Annotated in this window: 16 protein-coding genes; 8 read left to right on the forward strand and 8 right to left on the reverse strand. The window is 73.3% G+C overall.

Going from position 1 to position 16,751, the window contains the following annotated elements:
- Positions 1-46: 46 nt before the first annotated feature.
- Positions 47-217 carry a hypothetical protein gene (locus tag A4V12_RS27490; protein WP_064072138.1) on the reverse strand — a complete coding sequence of 57 codons (171 nt, stop codon included), beginning with the start codon at positions 215-217 and terminating at the stop codon, positions 47-49.
- A 145-nt stretch (positions 218-362) separates the two neighbouring features.
- Here A4V12_RS27490 and A4V12_RS34080 point away from each other — a divergent pair, with 145 nt between their 5' ends.
- Positions 363-536 carry a CsbD family protein gene (locus tag A4V12_RS34080; RefSeq protein ID WP_064484009.1) on the forward strand — a complete coding sequence of 58 codons (174 nt, stop codon included), beginning with the start codon at positions 363-365 and terminating at the stop codon, positions 534-536.
- A gap of 135 nt (positions 537-671) precedes the next feature.
- On the opposite strand, the gene A4V12_RS27495 is transcribed toward A4V12_RS34080, so the two are convergent.
- Complete coding sequence (locus tag A4V12_RS27495; protein ID WP_064072139.1) at positions 672-1,091, reverse strand: ATP-binding protein; 420 nt, start codon at positions 1,089-1,091, stop codon at positions 672-674.
- Positions 1,092-1,319: 228 nt separating this feature from the next.
- Here A4V12_RS27495 and A4V12_RS37725 point away from each other — a divergent pair, with 228 nt between their 5' ends.
- Positions 1,320-1,469: a hypothetical protein gene (locus A4V12_RS37725; protein WP_159028946.1), complete on the forward strand. Its 150-nt coding sequence runs from the start codon at positions 1,320-1,322 to the stop codon at positions 1,467-1,469.
- A 4-nt stretch (positions 1,470-1,473) separates the two neighbouring features.
- Positions 1,474-1,689: a hypothetical protein gene (locus tag A4V12_RS27500; protein ID WP_064072140.1), complete on the forward strand. Its 216-nt coding sequence runs from the start codon at positions 1,474-1,476 to the stop codon at positions 1,687-1,689.
- A gap of 55 nt (positions 1,690-1,744) precedes the next feature.
- Here A4V12_RS27500 and rfbD read toward each other — a convergent pair whose 3' ends face one another.
- Genes rfbD through A4V12_RS27515 form a run of 3 tightly spaced genes read right to left on the reverse strand, consistent with a single transcriptional unit; the run spans position 1,745 to position 4,652 of the window.
- Positions 1,745-2,569, reverse strand: coding sequence for a dTDP-4-dehydrorhamnose reductase (gene rfbD, locus A4V12_RS27505; RefSeq protein WP_064072218.1), 825 nt, complete (start codon positions 2,567-2,569; stop codon positions 1,745-1,747).
- 26 nt (positions 2,570-2,595) lie between these two features.
- Positions 2,596-3,585 carry a dTDP-glucose 4,6-dehydratase gene (rfbB, locus tag A4V12_RS27510; protein WP_064072141.1) on the reverse strand — a complete coding sequence of 330 codons (990 nt, stop codon included), beginning with the start codon at positions 3,583-3,585 and terminating at the stop codon, positions 2,596-2,598.
- Positions 3,582-4,652, reverse strand: a complete 1,071-nt coding sequence (locus tag A4V12_RS27515) for a glucose-1-phosphate thymidylyltransferase (RefSeq protein ID WP_064072142.1) — start codon at positions 4,650-4,652, stop codon at positions 3,582-3,584. The genes rfbB and A4V12_RS27515 overlap by 4 nt, the downstream gene beginning before the upstream one ends.
- Positions 4,653-4,889: 237 nt before the next feature.
- On the opposite strand from A4V12_RS27515, the gene A4V12_RS27520 reads away from it, so the two are divergent.
- Genes A4V12_RS27520 through A4V12_RS27540 form a run of 5 tightly spaced genes read left to right on the forward strand, consistent with a single transcriptional unit; the run spans position 4,890 to position 12,252 of the window.
- Positions 4,890-6,332, forward strand: coding sequence for a hypothetical protein (locus A4V12_RS27520; protein WP_234372352.1), 1,443 nt, complete (start codon positions 4,890-4,892; stop codon positions 6,330-6,332).
- Positions 6,333-6,368: 36 nt separating this feature from the next.
- The gene (locus A4V12_RS27525) at positions 6,369-7,913 is read left to right on the forward strand and encodes a bifunctional glycosyltransferase/class I SAM-dependent methyltransferase (protein WP_064072144.1); all 1,545 of its coding nucleotides are present in this window, start codon (positions 6,369-6,371) and stop codon (positions 7,911-7,913) included.
- Between the two features lie 10 nt (positions 7,914-7,923).
- Positions 7,924-8,298: a hypothetical protein gene (locus A4V12_RS27530; RefSeq protein ID WP_234372353.1), complete on the forward strand. Its 375-nt coding sequence runs from the start codon at positions 7,924-7,926 to the stop codon at positions 8,296-8,298.
- A gap of 25 nt (positions 8,299-8,323) precedes the next feature.
- On the forward strand, positions 8,324-10,552 hold the full coding sequence (locus A4V12_RS27535; protein WP_064072145.1) for a CDP-glycerol glycerophosphotransferase family protein: 2,229 nt from the start codon (positions 8,324-8,326) through the stop codon (positions 10,550-10,552).
- On the forward strand, positions 10,549-12,252 hold the full coding sequence (locus tag A4V12_RS27540) for a glycosyltransferase family 2 protein (protein ID WP_064072146.1): 1,704 nt from the start codon (positions 10,549-10,551) through the stop codon (positions 12,250-12,252). The genes A4V12_RS27535 and A4V12_RS27540 overlap by 4 nt, the downstream gene beginning before the upstream one ends.
- Here the strand turns inward: A4V12_RS27540 and A4V12_RS27545 are convergent.
- From A4V12_RS27545 to A4V12_RS27555, 3 genes are all read right to left on the reverse strand, one after another.
- Positions 12,249-14,480, reverse strand: coding sequence for a bifunctional glycosyltransferase/CDP-glycerol:glycerophosphate glycerophosphotransferase (locus A4V12_RS27545; protein WP_064072147.1), 2,232 nt, complete (start codon positions 14,478-14,480; stop codon positions 12,249-12,251). The genes A4V12_RS27540 and A4V12_RS27545 overlap by 4 nt on opposite strands.
- A 104-nt stretch (positions 14,481-14,584) precedes the next feature.
- Positions 14,585-15,454, reverse strand: a complete 870-nt coding sequence (locus A4V12_RS27550; RefSeq protein WP_064072148.1) for a carbohydrate ABC transporter permease — start codon at positions 15,452-15,454, stop codon at positions 14,585-14,587.
- The gene (locus A4V12_RS27555) at positions 15,451-16,734 is read right to left on the reverse strand and encodes a carbohydrate ABC transporter permease (protein WP_064072149.1); all 1,284 of its coding nucleotides are present in this window, start codon (positions 16,732-16,734) and stop codon (positions 15,451-15,453) included. The genes A4V12_RS27550 and A4V12_RS27555 overlap by 4 nt, the downstream gene beginning before the upstream one ends.
- Positions 16,735-16,751: the final 17 nt, after the last annotated feature.

Here is a 16,751-nt window from a genome sequence, read left to right on the forward strand (position 1 = left end):
GGCGGTACCCGGCATCCGTGTGACGGGGTGTCAGTGGCCGTGCGGACTACCAGCGGTACCAGCGACCGCGTGCGCCGCCGTGACCGGCCGGACGGACCAGGAAGCCGACCAGCCAGACGACCAGCACGATGGCCGCCACCCACCAGAGAACCTTGAGAGCGAAACCCGCGCCGAAAAGAATCAGGGCGAGAAGAAGAACGAGAAGAAGCGGGACCATGATTATCAACCTCCGAGCCAGCTTGTGCCCGGCATAAAGAAGATCACACAGCGGAAATCCTTTTTTCTCACGGGGTTTGTCGCCCGCTTTTTCCGGCAAGACGGCCAGGTAATCCCGTAGTCGATCGTGTGGGAGTGTGATTCGGATGGCAGCCGACGAGAAGGCCCAGGCCCGGACCGAGAAGGCCAAGGGCAAGGTCAAGGAGACGCTCGGGCGCGCCACGGGCAACGAGCGCATGGAGGCCGAAGGCCGCGCCGAGCAGTCCAAGGGTGATCTGCGGCAGGCGAAGGAGAACACGAAGGACGCCTTCCGCCGCTGAATCACCGGTACGTCCGTCCGTCCGTTCCGCATCCGGTACGGAGCCTGTGTGGCCCACCCTCTTCCGGGGTGGGCCACACAGGCGTTTTCGGGGGATCATTCCCGGGTGATTTTTCCGGGACTTCTCCGGTGGTTCTCACCCGGTCCCGTTCCCCGTCGCCGGGGTGAAGCAGGCGGTGATGGTCTTCCCGTGCTGCTGGGCGTGGGTGTGCCAGTGGTCCGACAGCGCGTCGACGAGGGCGAGGCCCCGGCCGCCCGGAGAGGTCGTGTCGGGGCTGCGCGGGGCCGGCACCCCGCCGCCGTCGTCGTGGACGCTCACGTGCAGGCACTGGCTGTCCCACGTCAGTACCAGCTGCGCGGAACTGTGCGCGTGCACATGGGCGTTGGTGATCAGCTCCGACACCGTGAGCAGCACGTCGTCCACCGTCTCCGGGGCGTCCTCGGTCCACCCCAGCGACTCCAGGTGCTCGCGGGCCCAGCACCGCCCCGCCCGTACGCCACCCGACACGGGGAAGGACCGGGCCCAGCCCACGGCCCTCATCGATGAGTCGGCCATCGTGTCTCCTTTTTCGTCCGGCACCTGCCGTCCCCGTGTACCCCCGGACCCGCGAGCCAACGGCCCGGCGCCCGGTTGTCATGGGCGGTGTCTTCCGGGGCACACGCGTCGACGTCGACCGCCGCCCGGAACGGGGTGGTCGAGGCACCTGGCCAGGGGCGGTCGGACACGGGAAGGGCGCCGTCGCGGGGCGCGTCGGCGGAGCATGAGGGACCGGGGAGGAATCTCGTGACGCGCAAGAGGCCGAACACCGTACGGGCCGCCCTGATGTGCGCGGGCGTCACCGCACCCGCCGGCGGCGGCCGCGGCGGGGCGGAGCCGCCCGGAGCCGCCCGCCGGCCGGGTGGCGGAGCCCGCGACCTTCGCGACGAGGGCTGACCCCGTGTCCTGGCCGGTGAAACCGCTGGACGCGGAGAGCAGGCGGGCGGTCCGGGGCTTCGCCCTGACCGGACTGGTCCTGAGCCTGCTGCTGACCGCCCTGTGCGCGTACGACCTGGCCGCGGGCCGCGGCTGGTCCGCGGTCGCCACGGCCGGTCTCCTCCTCGCCGCCCTGAACGCCGGTGCTCTGCTGCTGGTACGGGAGGGGCGGGGGCGGTGAGTCGGCTCCGGCCCCCGGAGCGCGCCGGGGGACCCGGACCGCCCGCACGCCGGGTTCAGCCCGCGGCGGCCGCCTCCCGGAGCGCCGGGAACGCCCGTGGCAGCGCCTCCCGCCAGTCCCGCGGCGGTGGCAGGCCCGCCTCGCGCCAGCGGGCGTGGCCCAGCACGCTGTACGCCGGGCGGGGCGCCGGGCGCGGCCAGGCGGCGCTCGTGGTCGGGCGGACGCGCTCGGGGTCGGCGCCCAGCAGCCGGAAGGTCTCCCGGGCGAGCTGGTACCAGGTGCCGTCCCCGCCGCTCGTGGCGTGGTAGACACCCGGCGGCGCGCCCACGAGCCGGACCAGCCGGGCGGCCACGTCGGCGCTCCAGGTCGGCTGGCCGCGCTGGTCGTCGACCACGTCGACCACGTCCCGGGCCGACGCCAGCCGGATCATCGTCCGGACGAAGTTGGCGCCGTGCGCCCCGTACAGCCACCCCGTCCGCACCACGTACCCGCGCTCGGGGAGGACCTCCAGGACCGCCCGTTCGCCCGCCAGCTTGGTGCGCCCGTACGCGGTCCGGGGGCCGGGCGGGGCCGACTCGGCGTACGGCACGCGCGCGTGGCCGTCGAAGACGTAGTCGGTGGAGACGTGCACCAGGGCGCTGCCGGTGAGCGCGCACGCCTCGGCGAGGTGCCGCACCGCCGTCCCGTTGACCGCCAGCGCCTCCGGCTCGCGGGACTCGGCGTCGTCCACCGCCGTCCAGGCGGCGCAGTTGACCACGACGGAGGGGCGCAGCTCCCGCAGCGCGGCGAGGACCGCGTCCCGGTCGGTGACGTCGAGGTCGCCCCGGGTCAGCCCGGTCGCGCCGTCCCCGAGGCACGCCAGCACGTCCTGTCCCAGCATCCCGCCGGCGCCGGTCACGACCCAGGTCACAGCGCCGCCCGGGTCAGCAGGGGCTGCCACCAGGAGCGGTTGTCCCGGTACCAGGCGACCGTCTCCGCCAGCCCGGTGGCGAAGTCCTTGCGCGGCCGGTAGCCCAGCTCGTCGCGGATCTTCGTCCAGTCGACCGAGTAGCGCCGGTCGTGGCCCTTGCGGTCCTCCACGTGGTCCACCCGGGACCCGTCCGCCCCGCACGCCTCCAGCAGCAGGTCCGTCAGCTCCCGGTTGGACAGTTCCGTACCGCCGCCGACGTGGTAGACCTCGCCCGCCCGGCCCCGGGTGCGGACCAGTTCGAGGGCGCGCACGTGGTCGTCCACGTGCAGCCAGTCGCGCACGTGCGTGCCGTCCCCGTAGAGCGGCACCCGGCCGCCGTCGAGCAGCCGGGTGACGAAGAGGGGGACGACCTTCTCGGGGAACTGGTACGGCCCGTAGTTGTTGGAGCAGCGCGTCACCCGCACGTCCAGGCCGTGGGTGCGGTGGTACGCCAGGGCGATCAGGTCGGCGGACGCCTTGGTGGCGGCGTAGGGGGAGTTGGGCCGCAGCGGCTGGTCCTCGGTCCACGAGCCGGTGGCGATCGAGCCGTACACCTCGTCCGTGGAGACCTGGACGACCGTGGAGATACGGTTCCGCACGGCCGCGTCCAGGAGGATCTGGGTGCCGAGCACATTGGTGCGCACGAAGGCGTCGGCGCCCGCGATGGAGCGGTCGACGTGCGACTCGGCGGCGAAGTGGACGATCTGGTCGTGCTCGGAGACCAGCTTGTCCACGAGCCCCGGGTCGCAGACGTCGCCGTGCACGAAGGCGAAGCCCGGGTGGTCGCGCACCGGGTCGAGGTTGGCGGGGTTGCCCGCGTAGGTGAGCTTGTCGAGGACGGTGACCTCCGTGCCGCCGGGCCCCGGGGACCCCAGCAGCGTACGGACGTAGTGCGAGCCGATGAAGCCGGCGCCGCCGGTCACCAGGACACGAGGGGCGGTGTTCATGCCGAGATCTGCACCTTGCTGTGATCGCCGAGCACCAGGCGGTGGGCGGCCGGGATGGGCGGGGCGGGGGTGATCTCGACGTTACGTCCGATGAGGGAGGCCTCGACGCGTCCCACGCCGTGCAGGGAGGAGCCGCTGAGCACGATGGAGTACTCGATCTCGCTGTCCGTGACGCGGCAGTTCTCCGCGATGGACGTGGAGGGGCCGATGTAGGAGTTCTCCACGACCGTGCCCGCGCCGATGACGACCGGGCCGACGATCCGCGAGCCCCGCACGGTGGCGCCGCCGCCGATGCGGACCCGGCCGATGATCTCGGTGGCGGCGTCGACGGTCCCCTCGTTGCGCGGGGTGAGCAGCTCCAGGACGGACCGGTTCACCTCCAGCATGTCCGCCACGTTGCCGGTGTCCTTCCAGTAGCCGGAGACGACGGTCGAGGTGACGGTGCGGTGCTCGTCGATGAGCCACTGGAGGGCGTCGGTGATCTCCAGTTCGCCCCGCGCGGACGGTTCGATGGAGCGCACCGCGTCGTGCACGGCGGGCGTGAAGAGGTAGACCCCGACGAGCGCCAGGTCGCTGCGGGGGTGCGGGGGCTTCTCCTCCAGGCGGGCCACCCGGCCGTCGACGTCCAGCTCCGCCACCCCGAAGGCGCGCGGGTCGGGGACCTTCGTCAGCAGGATGCTCGCGGCGGGCCGGGTGGCGCGGAACTCCTCGACCAGGTCGGTGATCCCGCCGACGATGAAGTTGTCCCCGAGGTACATCACGAAGTCGTCGTCGCCGAGGAACTCCCGGGCGATGAGCACGGCGTGGGCGAGCCCCAGCGGGGCGTGCTGCGGGATGTACGTGACCGCCAGGCCGAACCGCGATCCGTCGCCGACGGCGGCGCGGATCTCCCCGGCCGTGTCCGGGGCGACGATGATGCCGACCTCGCGGATCCCGGCGGCGGCGATGGATTCGAGCCCGTAGAAGAGCACCGGCTTGTTGGCCACGGGAACGAGCTGCTTGGCGGACGTGTGGGTGATGGGGCGCAGCCGGGTGCCGGCGCCTCCGGAGAGTACGAGTGCTTTCACTTCACTGGCCTGCCTGTCTGCCTCGGCTGACGGGGACAAGGTGCAGGATGTGAACGAGAGTTGAGCGCCACGAATTACGTGCGTTTCTGGGCCATACGTGTGATTCGGCAATTCCGCCCGGGTGCGCAAACACCCGCGCAACGCCCATTCCGCACCGAGCCGGAGAACTCGTCCGCCGCGTAAGTGTGTTAATAGGTGCTTCGCTACGTGTGGTCGGTATTGCTACGTTCGACAACCATGAACGTCCGAATGTCGTCTCTGTCCCGAGACGTACGGAAAGCCCGAATCATCGTCCTCGCCGTCGCGCTCGTCGCGTTCGTGTCGAAGACGGCACTCGCGGCGCACACGCGCGGGCCCGCCGACGTGCGGTTCTTCTGGGGCTTCGCCCGGGCCATCGCCCGGACGGACCCCATCCGCATCTACGCCGAGCCGATGCCGTGGCTGCCGGTCTACAACCACCCCCCGCTGGCCAGCTGGATGCTGCTGGGGCTGGAGTGGCTCGCGCAGCAGGGGGTGCCGTGGCGGCCCCTGATCCGTTTCCCGGCGTGTCTCGCCGACTTCGTCACCGTGCTCCTGGTCTTCGCGATCGTGCGGCGGCGCGCGCTCCGGCTGCGGACGGCCGTGTTCTGCGCCGTCGGCGCGGCGCTGTGCCCGGTGCTCGTCGCCACCTCCGGCTACCACGGCAACACCGACTCGGTCGCCGTGATGTTCGCCTTCGCCGCCGCGTACCTGCTCGTCGACCGGGGCAGGCCGGTGGCGGCCGGGCTGGCGGCCGCGCTGTGCATCAGCGTCAAGCTCATCCCGGTCGTCGCCGTACCGCTGCTCTTCGCCGCCGCGCTGCGCGCCGGGGGACGCCCCGTCCTGCTGCGGTTCACGGCCGGGTTCACCGCGCTGTTCCTCACCGTGTGGGGGCCGGTCGTCGCCACCGTGCCCGGCGGGCTCAAGGCGAACGTCCTGGAGTACGCGGGCGGCAACTTCAGCTTCTGGGGCATCGTCCGCTTCGCCCGCTGGGCGGACGTCCCCGAGCCGTACGTCCAGCTGCTGCGCGGCGACGGCCACTTCCTGATCGTCGCCGCGATCATGGCCGTGGGCGTCCGCCTGGTCTGGCGGCGCCCGGCCGACGCGCCGCACGCCGTCGCCACCACCCTCGGGCTGCTCCTGCTGCTCAGCACCGCGTCGGGCGTCCAGTACCTGGCGTGGCCGGCGGCCGGGCTGTTCGTCATCGGCCTGTGGCAGGGCACGGCGTACGGGATCGTCGTCGGCGCCGTCACCGCCTCGGTCTACTCCGGCCAGCGCCCGGTGCACTGGACGGACACCGAGATGGCCTTCGGCGCCCTGGGCTGGGCGGTCCTCGCCGTCTGCGTCGCCTCCGCGGTCCTGACCGCCCTGCGGGCCGGGCGCCGGCCCGGCCCGGCCGCGGTGCTGCCCCCGGCGCGCACGGCACGAGCGGGCACGAGCAGCGGGCCGGGAACGGGGCCCGGTGCTGGTGCTGCCGGTGCCGGTGCCGGTGCGGTGTCCGCCGGTCCGCCCACCGGCACGGCCGCCCGCGCCCCGGCGCCCCCCGCCCCGGCGCCCCCCGCCCCGGCCGCGCCCGCCGGAGGGCCCGCCCCCGCGCCCGCCGGCGGCACCGCGGGGGCGGCGCCCGGTGACGCGGGCCTTCCCGCTCCCGTCGCCGACTGACCCGCCCGACACCCCCCCGCGAGAGTGGAGAAGCCCGTGACGGAAGGTCACAGCAGCCGAAGCAGCAGCCCCAGGATCGGGATCCTGGTGGTGGCGTACAACGCGGAGGCCACGCTGGAGAAGACCCTCGACCGGATCCCCGCCGACTTCCGGCCCAGGATCGCCGAGATCCTGATCCTCGACGACGCCAGCCACGACGCCACGTTCACCGCCGGCTGCCGCTGGTCCCAGCTCGACGGGATGCCGCCGACCGTCGTCATGCGGCACACCAAGAACCTCGGCTACGGCGGCAACCAGAAGGCCGGGTACGCGCTCGCCGCCGAGCGGGGCCTGGACATCGTCGTCCTGCTGCACGGCGACGGGCAGTACGCCCCCGAGCTGCTGCCCCGGATGGTGGAGCCCCTCGAACGCGGCGAGTGCGACGCCGTGTTCGGGTCCCGGATGATGCGGCCCCGCGACGCCCTGCGCGGCGGCATGCCGCTCTACAAGTGGCTCGGCAACCGGGTGCTGACCCGGCTGGAGAACGCGCTGCTCGGATCGGACCTGACCGAGTTCCACTCCGGCTACCGCGCCTACAGCGTGGACGCCCTGCGGCGCCTGCCCGTCGAGCGCAACACCGACGCCTTCGACTTCGACACCCAGATCATCGTGCAGATGGCCGACGCCGGGATGCGCATCCGCGAGATCCCCATCCCCACCTACTACGGCGACGAGATCTGCTACGTCAACGGCATGCGGTACGCCAAGGACGTCGTCAAGGACGTCCTCGAATACCGGCTGGCGAAGAAGGGGTTCGGCACCTGCGGCTGGATCCCCAAGCCCGTCGAGTACGCCTTCAAGGAGGGCGACGGCTCCTCGCACGCCGTCATCCTGGACCGGATGCGGGACCTGCCGCCCGGCCGGGTCCTCGACGTCGGCTGCTCCGGCGGCGCGTTCGCCGAACGCCTGGAGGCCCTCGGCCACACCGTCACCGGCATCGACTGCGTCGAGGTCGAGGGAGTGCGGGACAGGTGCTCCGGCGGGTTCTTCCTCGCCGACCTGGAGGAGGGGCTGCCCGAGGGCATCGGCGAGGGGTACGACTACGTCGTCGCCGGCGACGTCATCGAACACCTCTCCCGCCCCGAACGCCTGCTCGCCGAGGTGCGCGGCGTCCTGCGCCCCGACGGACACGTCCTGCTGTCCGTGCCGAACTTCGGCCACTGGTACTCACGGCTGCGCGTCGCCCTCGGCATCTTCGACTACGACCGGCGCGGCATCCTCGACGAGACCCACCTGCGGTTCTTCAGCCGCGCCAGCCTCCGCCGCACCGTGCGCGCCGCCGGGTACGACGTGCTGTCGCTCTCGGCCACCGGCGCGCCCTTCTGGTCCGTGCTCGGCGGCGGACCGGTGTCCACGGTGCTCGGCGGGGCGTCGAAGCTGCTGACCCGTCTGCGTCCCACCCTCTTCGGCTACCAGTACGTCGCACTGCTCACCCCGCATGCGGCGCGGACGATCATCGCTGGGGAGCACATCGATGTCCAGGACATCCTCAACCGCCAGTTCGTCCCGGTGGACTCCGCCGCCCCCCGCGTCGGCGTGTGAGAGGCGGACGTTGACCCTGCCCAGCCTGGTGCTGCTGCTCTTCGCGGTCCTCTCCTCGGCGGCCGGCCAGATCATGCTCAAGCACGGCATGCAGGCCGCCGCCACCGCCGCCGGGAAGACCGGCGGCTCGCTGGCCGCACGCGCCGCGACCACCCCCTGGGTGGTCCTGGGCCTCGCCGTCTTCGCGCTCTCCGCCGTCGCCTGGATGTCGACCCTCGCCCGGGTCCCGCTCTCCGTCGCGTACCCCTTCAACGCCCTCGGCTACCTGCTCATCGTGCTGGCCGGTTCCACGCTGCTGCACGAGCGGACCTCGGTGTGGACCTGGGCCGGCTCGACCCTGGTCGTGATCGGCCTCCTGACGGTCTTCCTCGGCCAGCGGAACTGACCCCCTGCAAAAGGACCGAACGCCCATGCCCGCACTCAGCGTCGTCGTGTCCGGCCACGCCCCCCTCGGCCGGCTGCGCGCCTGTCTGGACGGCGTCACCGCCCAGACCCCGCCCGACCTCGACATCGTGGTCACCGTCCCCGGCACCGACCGGCCCGCACGGGCCCTCGCCGCCACCCACGAACTGCGCGACCCGCGCGTCACCGTGGTGCCCGTCGCCCCGGACGCCCCCGCCGCCACCGCCCGGGCCGCCGCAGCCGGCGCCGCGACCGGGCGCTACCTGCAATTCCTGCACCCCGCCACCGACCGCCTGCCCGACGGCGCGGCCGCCGCCCTCACCACCCGGCTCGGCGCCCTCCCCGACGCCCCGGACGTCGTCCTGCTGGACCACCACCACGCGTACTGGTGGGACGACGCCGTGCCCGGCGGCTCCACCGACCTGCTGGCCGGGGCCGGCGCCCAGGGCCCCACCACCCTCGCCGGCCACCCCGCGCTCCTCGACCTCGCGCCGCTGCTGGGCAACCGCCTCGTCAGCGCCCGGCTGCTGGCCGAGCACCCCGACCTGATCGGCACCGAGGGGCACGACGAGCTGTATCTCTCGTACGCCGTCCTGCTCCTGGCCCGGCGGATCACCGCCTGCACCACCGTCGGCCTCGTCCGGCACAAGGACCGGCCCAGCCAGCGGCGCGCCGCCGGCCCCGAGCAGCACTTCGCGGCCTTCGGCCAGTACGAGCGCCTCCACCAGCTCGCCCACGCGGCCTCCGCGCCCCCCGAACTGCGCACCCGGCTCTACGACCGGATGGTCGGCGACTACCTGGCGACCCTGGCCCGGCGCGACGAACTGCCGCCCGCCCTCCTCACCGAGTACTTCCGGCGCGCCGCCCGCCACACCGCCCGCTTCCGCCCCGAGGGCCACCACCGGCCCGGCGGCCTCGACGGCGTACGCCACGTCCTCCTCGGCCGGGGCGCCCACCTCGGCTACCGCCTGCTGCGCCTCGCCAACGACAAGCGCCGGGCCGTCCGGTCGGCCACGTCCGCCCGCGCCGAGCAGGTGGCGGCCGTCCGCGCCCGCCACCGCTACCACCGCCGGCTGCGCCGGGGCATCGACCAGGACCTCGCCGTCTTCTCCGCGTACTGGGGGCGCGGCGTCCACTGCAACCCGGCCGCCATCGCCACCGAACTGGCCGAACTCGCGCCCGACATCCACCAGGTGTGGATCGCCGAACCCGACCGCGTCCCGCTGCTGCCGCCCGGCACCGACCACGTCGTCCCCGGCACGCCCCGCTACTGGGACGTCCTCGCCCGCGCCAAGTACCTGGTCAACAACGTCAACTTCCCCAACGGGATCGTCAAACGCCCCGGCACCGTCCACCTCCAGACGCACCACGGCACCCCCCTCAAGCGCATGGGCGTCGACCAGCGCGACCACCCCGCCGCGGCCCAGGGGCTCAACATCGAGGCCCTGCTGGAGCGGGTCGACCGCTGGGACTACAGCCTCTCCGCCAACAGCCACTCCACCGAGACCTGGCAGCGCGCCTACCCGGCCGGCTACCGGTCCCTCGACTACGGCTATCCGCGCAACGACGTCCACTACCGGGCCACCGCCGCCGACGTCCGCGCCGCCCGCGCCCGGCTGGGCATCGAACCCGGCCGCCGCGCCCTGCTGTACGCCCCCACCCACCGCGACCACGAGCCGCGCACCCGCTGGACGCCCCGCCTGGACCTGCCCCGGCTCGCGGACGCCCTCGGCGACGACACCGTCCTGCTCGTCCGCGGCCACTACTTCCACGACCGGCTGCCCGGCCCCCGCCACGACCGCGTCCTCGACGTCACCGGCTACGAACCGGTCGAGGAACTCGCCCTGGCGGCCGACGCCCTGATCACCGACTACTCGTCGATCATGTTCGACTACGCCAACCTCGACCGGCCCGTCGTCCTGCACACCGACGACTGGGAGACGTACACCGCCACCCGCGGCGTCTACTTCGACATCACCGCCGAACCCCCCGGCCACGTCACCCGGAGCCAGGACGAGCTGACCGACGTCCTGCGCGACGGCACCTGGTGCGACGAGGCCGCCGCCAAACAGCGCCACGACTTCCGGCTGCGGTTCTGCGAGTACGACGACGGGCGCGCCGCCGAGCGGGTGGTGCGCCGCGTCTTCCTCGGCGAGGGCGAGGAGAGCCTCCCGCCGGTCCTGCCGCTGGAGCGGCGCACCCCCGCCCCCACACCCGAGGAGGCCACCCGCCGATGAGCACCCTCCCCGGCGCGACCGCCGCCGCCACAGGCACCGCCGCCCCCACCGTCACCGTCGTCGTCATCGTCCACGACGACGCCGAACGGCTGCCGCGCGCCGTCGCCTCCGTACGCGCCCAGACCCTCCGCGACATCGAGATCGTCATCAGCGACGACCACTCCACCGACGCCACCCCCCGGGTCGCGGCGGCGCTGGCCGCCCAGGACGACCGCATCCGGGTGCTGCGGCTGGAGCGCAACAGCGGCGGCTGCGGCGCCCCCCGCAACCGCGCCCTGGAGACCGCCCGCGCCCCGTTCGTCATGTTCCTCGACAGCGACGACGAACTCCCGCCGCGCGCCTGCGAGCTGCTGCTCGGCGCCCACGCCGGGGCGGACCTCGACTTCACCATGGGCGCGGTCGAGCGGGTGCGCACCGACACCGGTGACGTCTCCCCCTGGATGGCGCACCTGTTCGCCCGGCGCCGGACCGTCCGGGGCATCGAGGACGAGCCGCGGCTGCTGTTCGAACCGCTGTCCACCAACAAGATGTACCGCCGGGAGTTCCTGGACCGGCACTCCCTGCGCTTCCCCGAAGGGCTCCACTACGAGGACCAGCTGTTCACCGCGCGGGCCTACACCCTCGCCCGCGCCTTCACCGTCCTCACCGAGCCGGTCTACCGCTGGTACATCGCCCCGCACGCGGCGGCGGACGCCGCGACAATCTCCAACCGGCGCCACCTGATCTCCAACGTCCGCGACCGGATCACCGTCGCCCGGCTGATCGACGACTTCCTCGCCGAGCAGGGGGTGCCGGACGCGGTGCGGGAGGAGAAGGACCACAAGTTCCTCTCCCACGACCTGCGGCTGTACGCCGGTGACCTGCCCCACCGGGACCCGGAGTGGGTCCGGGAGTTCGCCGCCGAGGTCCTGCCGTACCTGGAGGGGCTGTCGGCCGCCGCCTTCGGGCGGATGCGGCGCGACGAGCGGGTCGTGGTGGGACTGCTGCGCGAGGGGCGGTACGAGGAGGCCCGGCTCGCGGCCCGCGGCCTGGGGCACGGCGTGGGCCCGCGCGCCCTCGCGACGGACGCGCGGGGGCGCACCTACTGGGGCGGCACGCTGCCCCGGACGGACGCGGGCCGGGCCGACCTGGACCTCACCGAACTGGACCTGGCGGGCTGCCCGTTCGCCTCCGCCCGGTTCCGGCACGAGATCCTCCGGGTGGGGCGCGGCGAGGGCGGCACGGTGGAGCTGGCCCTCCGCACCCACGACCCCGCGCGGCGCCTCCCGCTGGCCCCGCTCCCCGCCCTCCTGCACGTCTCGCCCGCCGGACGGCGGCTGACCGTGCCGCTGCGGATGGACCCGGCGGGCCGCGGCGTCTTCGAGGGCACCGTGCGGCTCCGCCCGGCCGCCGCCACGCTGCCCGCGCACGGTTTCCGGGGCGTGCGGCACCCCGTGCTGGAGGTCACCGACGGGCGCCGCGGCGGGGGAGCGGGCGGGGCGGCCGGGAACACCGGTGTGCTGCTCGCGCCGCTGGACTTCGCGCCGTTCGAGGTGGCGGGCGCCGGGCGCCACCGCGTGGTGGTCGAGCCGGAGGGGCGGGACGCGGGCCGGCTCCAGCTGCGGTGGCGCCCCGGGGGCGTGGTGGGCCGCCTGCTGGGACCCGTGGTGCAGAAGGGCCCCGTGCGGCGGGCCGCCAAGGCGCTGATCGGCACGCGCTAGCGCGGGGCCGGGAACAGGGCCGCCCCGGCCCCGCCCATCGACGGGGCCGGGCGGCGGTCCTCCAGCGGGACGACGGGCGGCAGGGCCGCCGGGTCCTCGCCCAGGAACAGGTGCCGCACCACCCGCTCGGCCGCGTGCCCGTCGTCGTACGGGCAGAAGCGCGCCCGGAACGCGGCCCGCAGCTGGGCGGAGCGCGAGCCGCGCCAGTGGCCGGTGACGAAGATGTCGATCAGCTCATCCTCGGTGCGGGCGACCGCGCCCGGCGGGAAGGTCCGCAGGTCGAAGTAGGTGCCGCGGGTGGCGTCGTACGCCGTCCAGTCCTCAGTGTGCACGACGATCGGCCGGTCGAGGCCCGCGTAGTCGAACATCAGCGACGAGTAGTCCGTCAGCAGCGCGTCCGACGCCAGGCACAGCTCCTCCACCGAGCCGTGCCCCGACACGTCGATGATCCGCGGGTTGCCGTCCGTGGCGACGGGCGAGCCGTGCGTGGGGTGCGGGCGGGCGAGGACCACGTAGCGGGGGCCGAGCGCCAGCAGCAGCCGCTCCAGGTCGAGCAGGCGCGGCTGCGGGTGCGCGTAGTCGCGGTGCGTGGGGGCGTACAGGATCGCGGTGTGGCCCTCGGGGATGCGCAGCGACTCGCGCAGCAGGGCGACGTCGGAGGCGGTGGCGCGCTGGAAGACGTCGTTGCGCGGCGAGCCGAACTCCAGGGTCCGGTAGGCGGCGGGGTAGACCCGCTCCCACACCAGGCTGGAGTGCCGGTTGGCGGACACCAGGGCGTCCCACTTGTCGATGTTGCGCAGCAGCTGCGCGAAGTCCGTGCCCCGCCCGGCCGCCGGCCGGAACTGGAGGTCCAGCCCCATGTGCTTCAGCGGCGTGCCGTGCTGGGTCTGGACGAGCAGCTGGCCGCGCCGCTTGACCAGCCGCCGGTCGAAGTTCACGTTGTTGACCAGGTACTTGGAGCGGGCCAGCGCCGTCCAGTACGCCGCCGTCCCCGGACGCAGCCGGCGGGTCGCGGGAGGCACGGTGTGGGCGTGCTCGGGGGCGCAGATCCAGGCGGTGCGCACGTGCGGGGCCAGCTCCCGCACCCGCTCCTCGATCGCGGCCGGGCTGCACGCGTAGCCGCGGTTCCAGTAGGCGGCGAACACCGCCCGGTCCTCCCGCACCGGCAGGCACAGCTGGATCCGGTAGTGCGCCTGGAGCAGGGCGCCCCGTACGGCCCGTGCGGTCCACGAGGCGTACCGCACGGCCCGCTTCAGGTGCGTGCGGGCGGCCGTGACCGCCCGGTAGGTGCGGTGGCTGCCCAGCCGGACCAGGGCGTGCCGGAGCCGGGTGGTGAACTTCGGGGTGGCGCCCTTCGTGCGGTAGCGGCGGTAGTGGCGGCGGGCGCGCCGGAAGAAGTCGGCCCGGGTGCCGCGGGGGAGGCGGCCGGGAGCGCAGAACACCGAGGTGAAGTGGTCGGCCATGCGGCGGAACAGCACCGGCCGCCAGCGGGCCAGCTCGGGGCGTGCGTCGATGAACGCGAAGACCCGCTCGTACTGGTCGAACAGGTCGAAGTGCCGGGGGCTGGTGGTGCGCAGGATGGAGCCGGTGCGGCGCTGGCGGTAGTGGACGCAGACCCGGTCCAGGGTGGCGATCGACCCGGCGGCCATCAGCGCCGGGTACGTCCACGGGGTGTCCTCGTAGAAGCCCGGCGGGAAGGCGAACCCCTCGCGCTCCAGGAACTCCCGCTTGTACGCCTTGTTCCACACCACCATCAGGACCTTCAGCAGCCCCGGCCGCTCGGTCAGCGGGAACGGCGCCGGGCCGGCCTCGGTGAGGTGGCTGCGGAACTCGTGGCGCACCGCCTCGCCCGACCAGTACACGCGGGCGTAGTCGTACACCAGCAGCTCGGGCGAGCCGGTCTCCTTGAGGCGGTCGGCGACGGCCTGGAGGGCGCCGGGGACGAAGGTGTCGTCGCCGTCCAGGAAGAGGACGTAGTCCCCGGTCGCACGGGCCAGCCCGGCGTTGCGGGCGGGCCCGAGGCCGGCGTTCTCGGGCAGGTGGACGGCGACGACCCGGCGGTCGCGGGCGGCGAACTCGTCGATCACCGCCCCGCAGCCGTCGGGCGAGCAGTCGTCCACGGCGATCAGTTCCAGGTCCTCGAAGGACTGGGTGAGCACCGACTCCAGGCACTCGTGCAGATACGCCTGGACCTTGTACGCGGGGACGATGACGCTGAACCGGGGCATGGCCCGGGAACGTCCGATGAACCGACCGGGTTACGCCCGCCGTGGCATACGGGGGACCCCTTGGTTCACCTGTGCCTCACCCGCGTGCGGCCCGGCCGGGGACGTCACTTGACCGCGCCCGCCATCACGCCGGAGACGAACTGCCGCTGGAAGGCGAAGAAGACCGCCAGGGGTATCACCATCGAGACGAACGCCCCGGGCGCCAGGACGTCGACGTTGTTGCCGAACTGGCGCACCTGCTGCTGGAGCGCCACCGTGATCGGCGGCGACTCGGAGTCCGCGAAGATCAGCGCCACCAGCATGTCGTTCCACACCCACAGGAACTGGAAGATGCCGAGCGAGGCGATGGCCGGGCCGCCGAGCGGCATGACCACCCGGGTGAACAGCCGGATCTCGCCCGCCCCGTCGAGCCGGGCGGCCTCCAGCAGTTCGCGCGGGATCTCGGCGAAGAAGTTCCGCAGCAGGAAGATCGCGAACGGCAGGCCGAACGCCACGTGGAACAGCACCACCCCGAGGGTCGTCTCGAAGATCCCGACCGCGCCGAACAGCTGCGAGACCGGTACGAGGGCCACCTGCACCGGTACCACCAGCAGTCCCACGACCACCAGGAACCACCAGTCGCGGCCCGGGAACTCCATCCACGCGAAGGCGTATCCGGCGAGCGACCCGATGACGACGACGAGCACGGTCGCGGGCACGGTGATGAGCACCGTGGACAGCAGCGAACCGGTGATGGTCTCGTTGTCGAGGATGGCGGCGTAGTTGGCGGTGGTGAGCTGGGCCGGGGCCGTGAACACCTTCCACCAGCCGTCGGCGCTGATGTCGGCCGGGTCGCGCAGCGAGGACAGCAGCAGGCCCACCGTCGGCAGCAGCCAGAACAGCGCGACGAGGACGAGGAAGACCCGCAGGGCCCCGCCGGCGGTCCGGGCGGCGAGGCGTGCGGCGACGCTCTGCCGGGTGCTGCTGCCGCTCATCGCCGGCTCTCCTTCCGTATGCGGCGGATGTTGAAGAACATCACCGGGATCACCAGCAGCAGGAGCAGTACGGAGATGGCGCTGCCCACACCGAGGTGGGCGTCCGTGCCGAACGACGAGCGGTAGAGCTGGAGCGCCAGCACGTTCGCGTCGTCCTGGACCGAGCCGGGCGCGATGATGAACACCAGGTCGAAGATCTTCAGCACGTTGATCATCAGGGTCACCAGGACGACCGCGAGGACGGGTGCGAGCAGCGGGACCGTCACCCGGCGGAAGACCTGCCACTCGTTGGCGCCGTCCACCCGGGCCGCCTCCAGCAGTTCACGCGGCAGGGCCGCCAGACCGGCGGCGATCAGCACCATCGCGAAACCGGCCCACATCCAGACGTAGCTGCCGATGACGGCCGGGGTGACCAGGGACGGGCCGAGCCAGTCCACGCCGTTGTACTGCTCCCGGAAGTTGCTCTCCGGCAGCCGCAGCAGGGCCCCGTCCGCGGCCCGCGGCAGGGTGAAGGTGCCGTCGGCCGCCGCCGACGCCGTGGCGACGACCCGGCCGTCCCTGACCGCCTCCACCTTCAGGCCCTTCAGCCCCAGCTCCCGGGCGTCGACGGTGTTGGGCGCCCCGCCGCCGCCCCGCGTGAAGTCCAGCCACGCGGTGCCGGACACGGTGTCCCCGCCGGGTCGCGGGGCCTTCGCCGGCTCCGCGTCCGGCGGCATGTCCCGGGGCGCCACGCCGATCAGCGGCAGCAGGACGGGCGTGCCCGCCCTGACCGGCTCCTTGGTCTCGAACGCCCCGCCGCCCGCTGACCGGAGCGGGTGCACGGGCAGCGGCCGCGCCTTCGGGTAGGTCGACGCCTCGGCGAACGTGTCGTGCACGCCCACCCAGACGGCGTTGGCGACACCCCGGTCCGGGTCCTGCTCGTACACCAGCCGGAAGATGATGCCGGCGGCCAGCATGGAGATCGCCATCGGCATGAAGACGATCAGCTTGAACGCCGTTCCCCACCGCACCCGTTCGGTGAGCACCGCGAAGATCAGCCCCAGGGCGGTCGCCACCGTCGGCGCCACCACCACCCAGACGGCGTTGTTCCGCACCGCCGTCAGGATCGTGTCGTCGGTGAAGATCTCGACGTAGTTGTCGAGACCGGCGAAGGCGCTGCCCGCCCGGTCGAAGAAGGACCGGTACACCGAGTACCCGATCGGGTAGACCACGAGCGCGCCCAGCAGCACCAGCGCGGGCAGCAGGAAGCCTGCCGCGACGAGCCCGCGGGTACCGGTCACGCCCTTGCGCGAACCCG

This window comes from Streptomyces noursei (assembly GCF_001646665.1).
Lineage (GTDB): Bacteria > Actinomycetota > Actinomycetes > Streptomycetales > Streptomycetaceae > Streptomyces > Streptomyces lavendulocolor.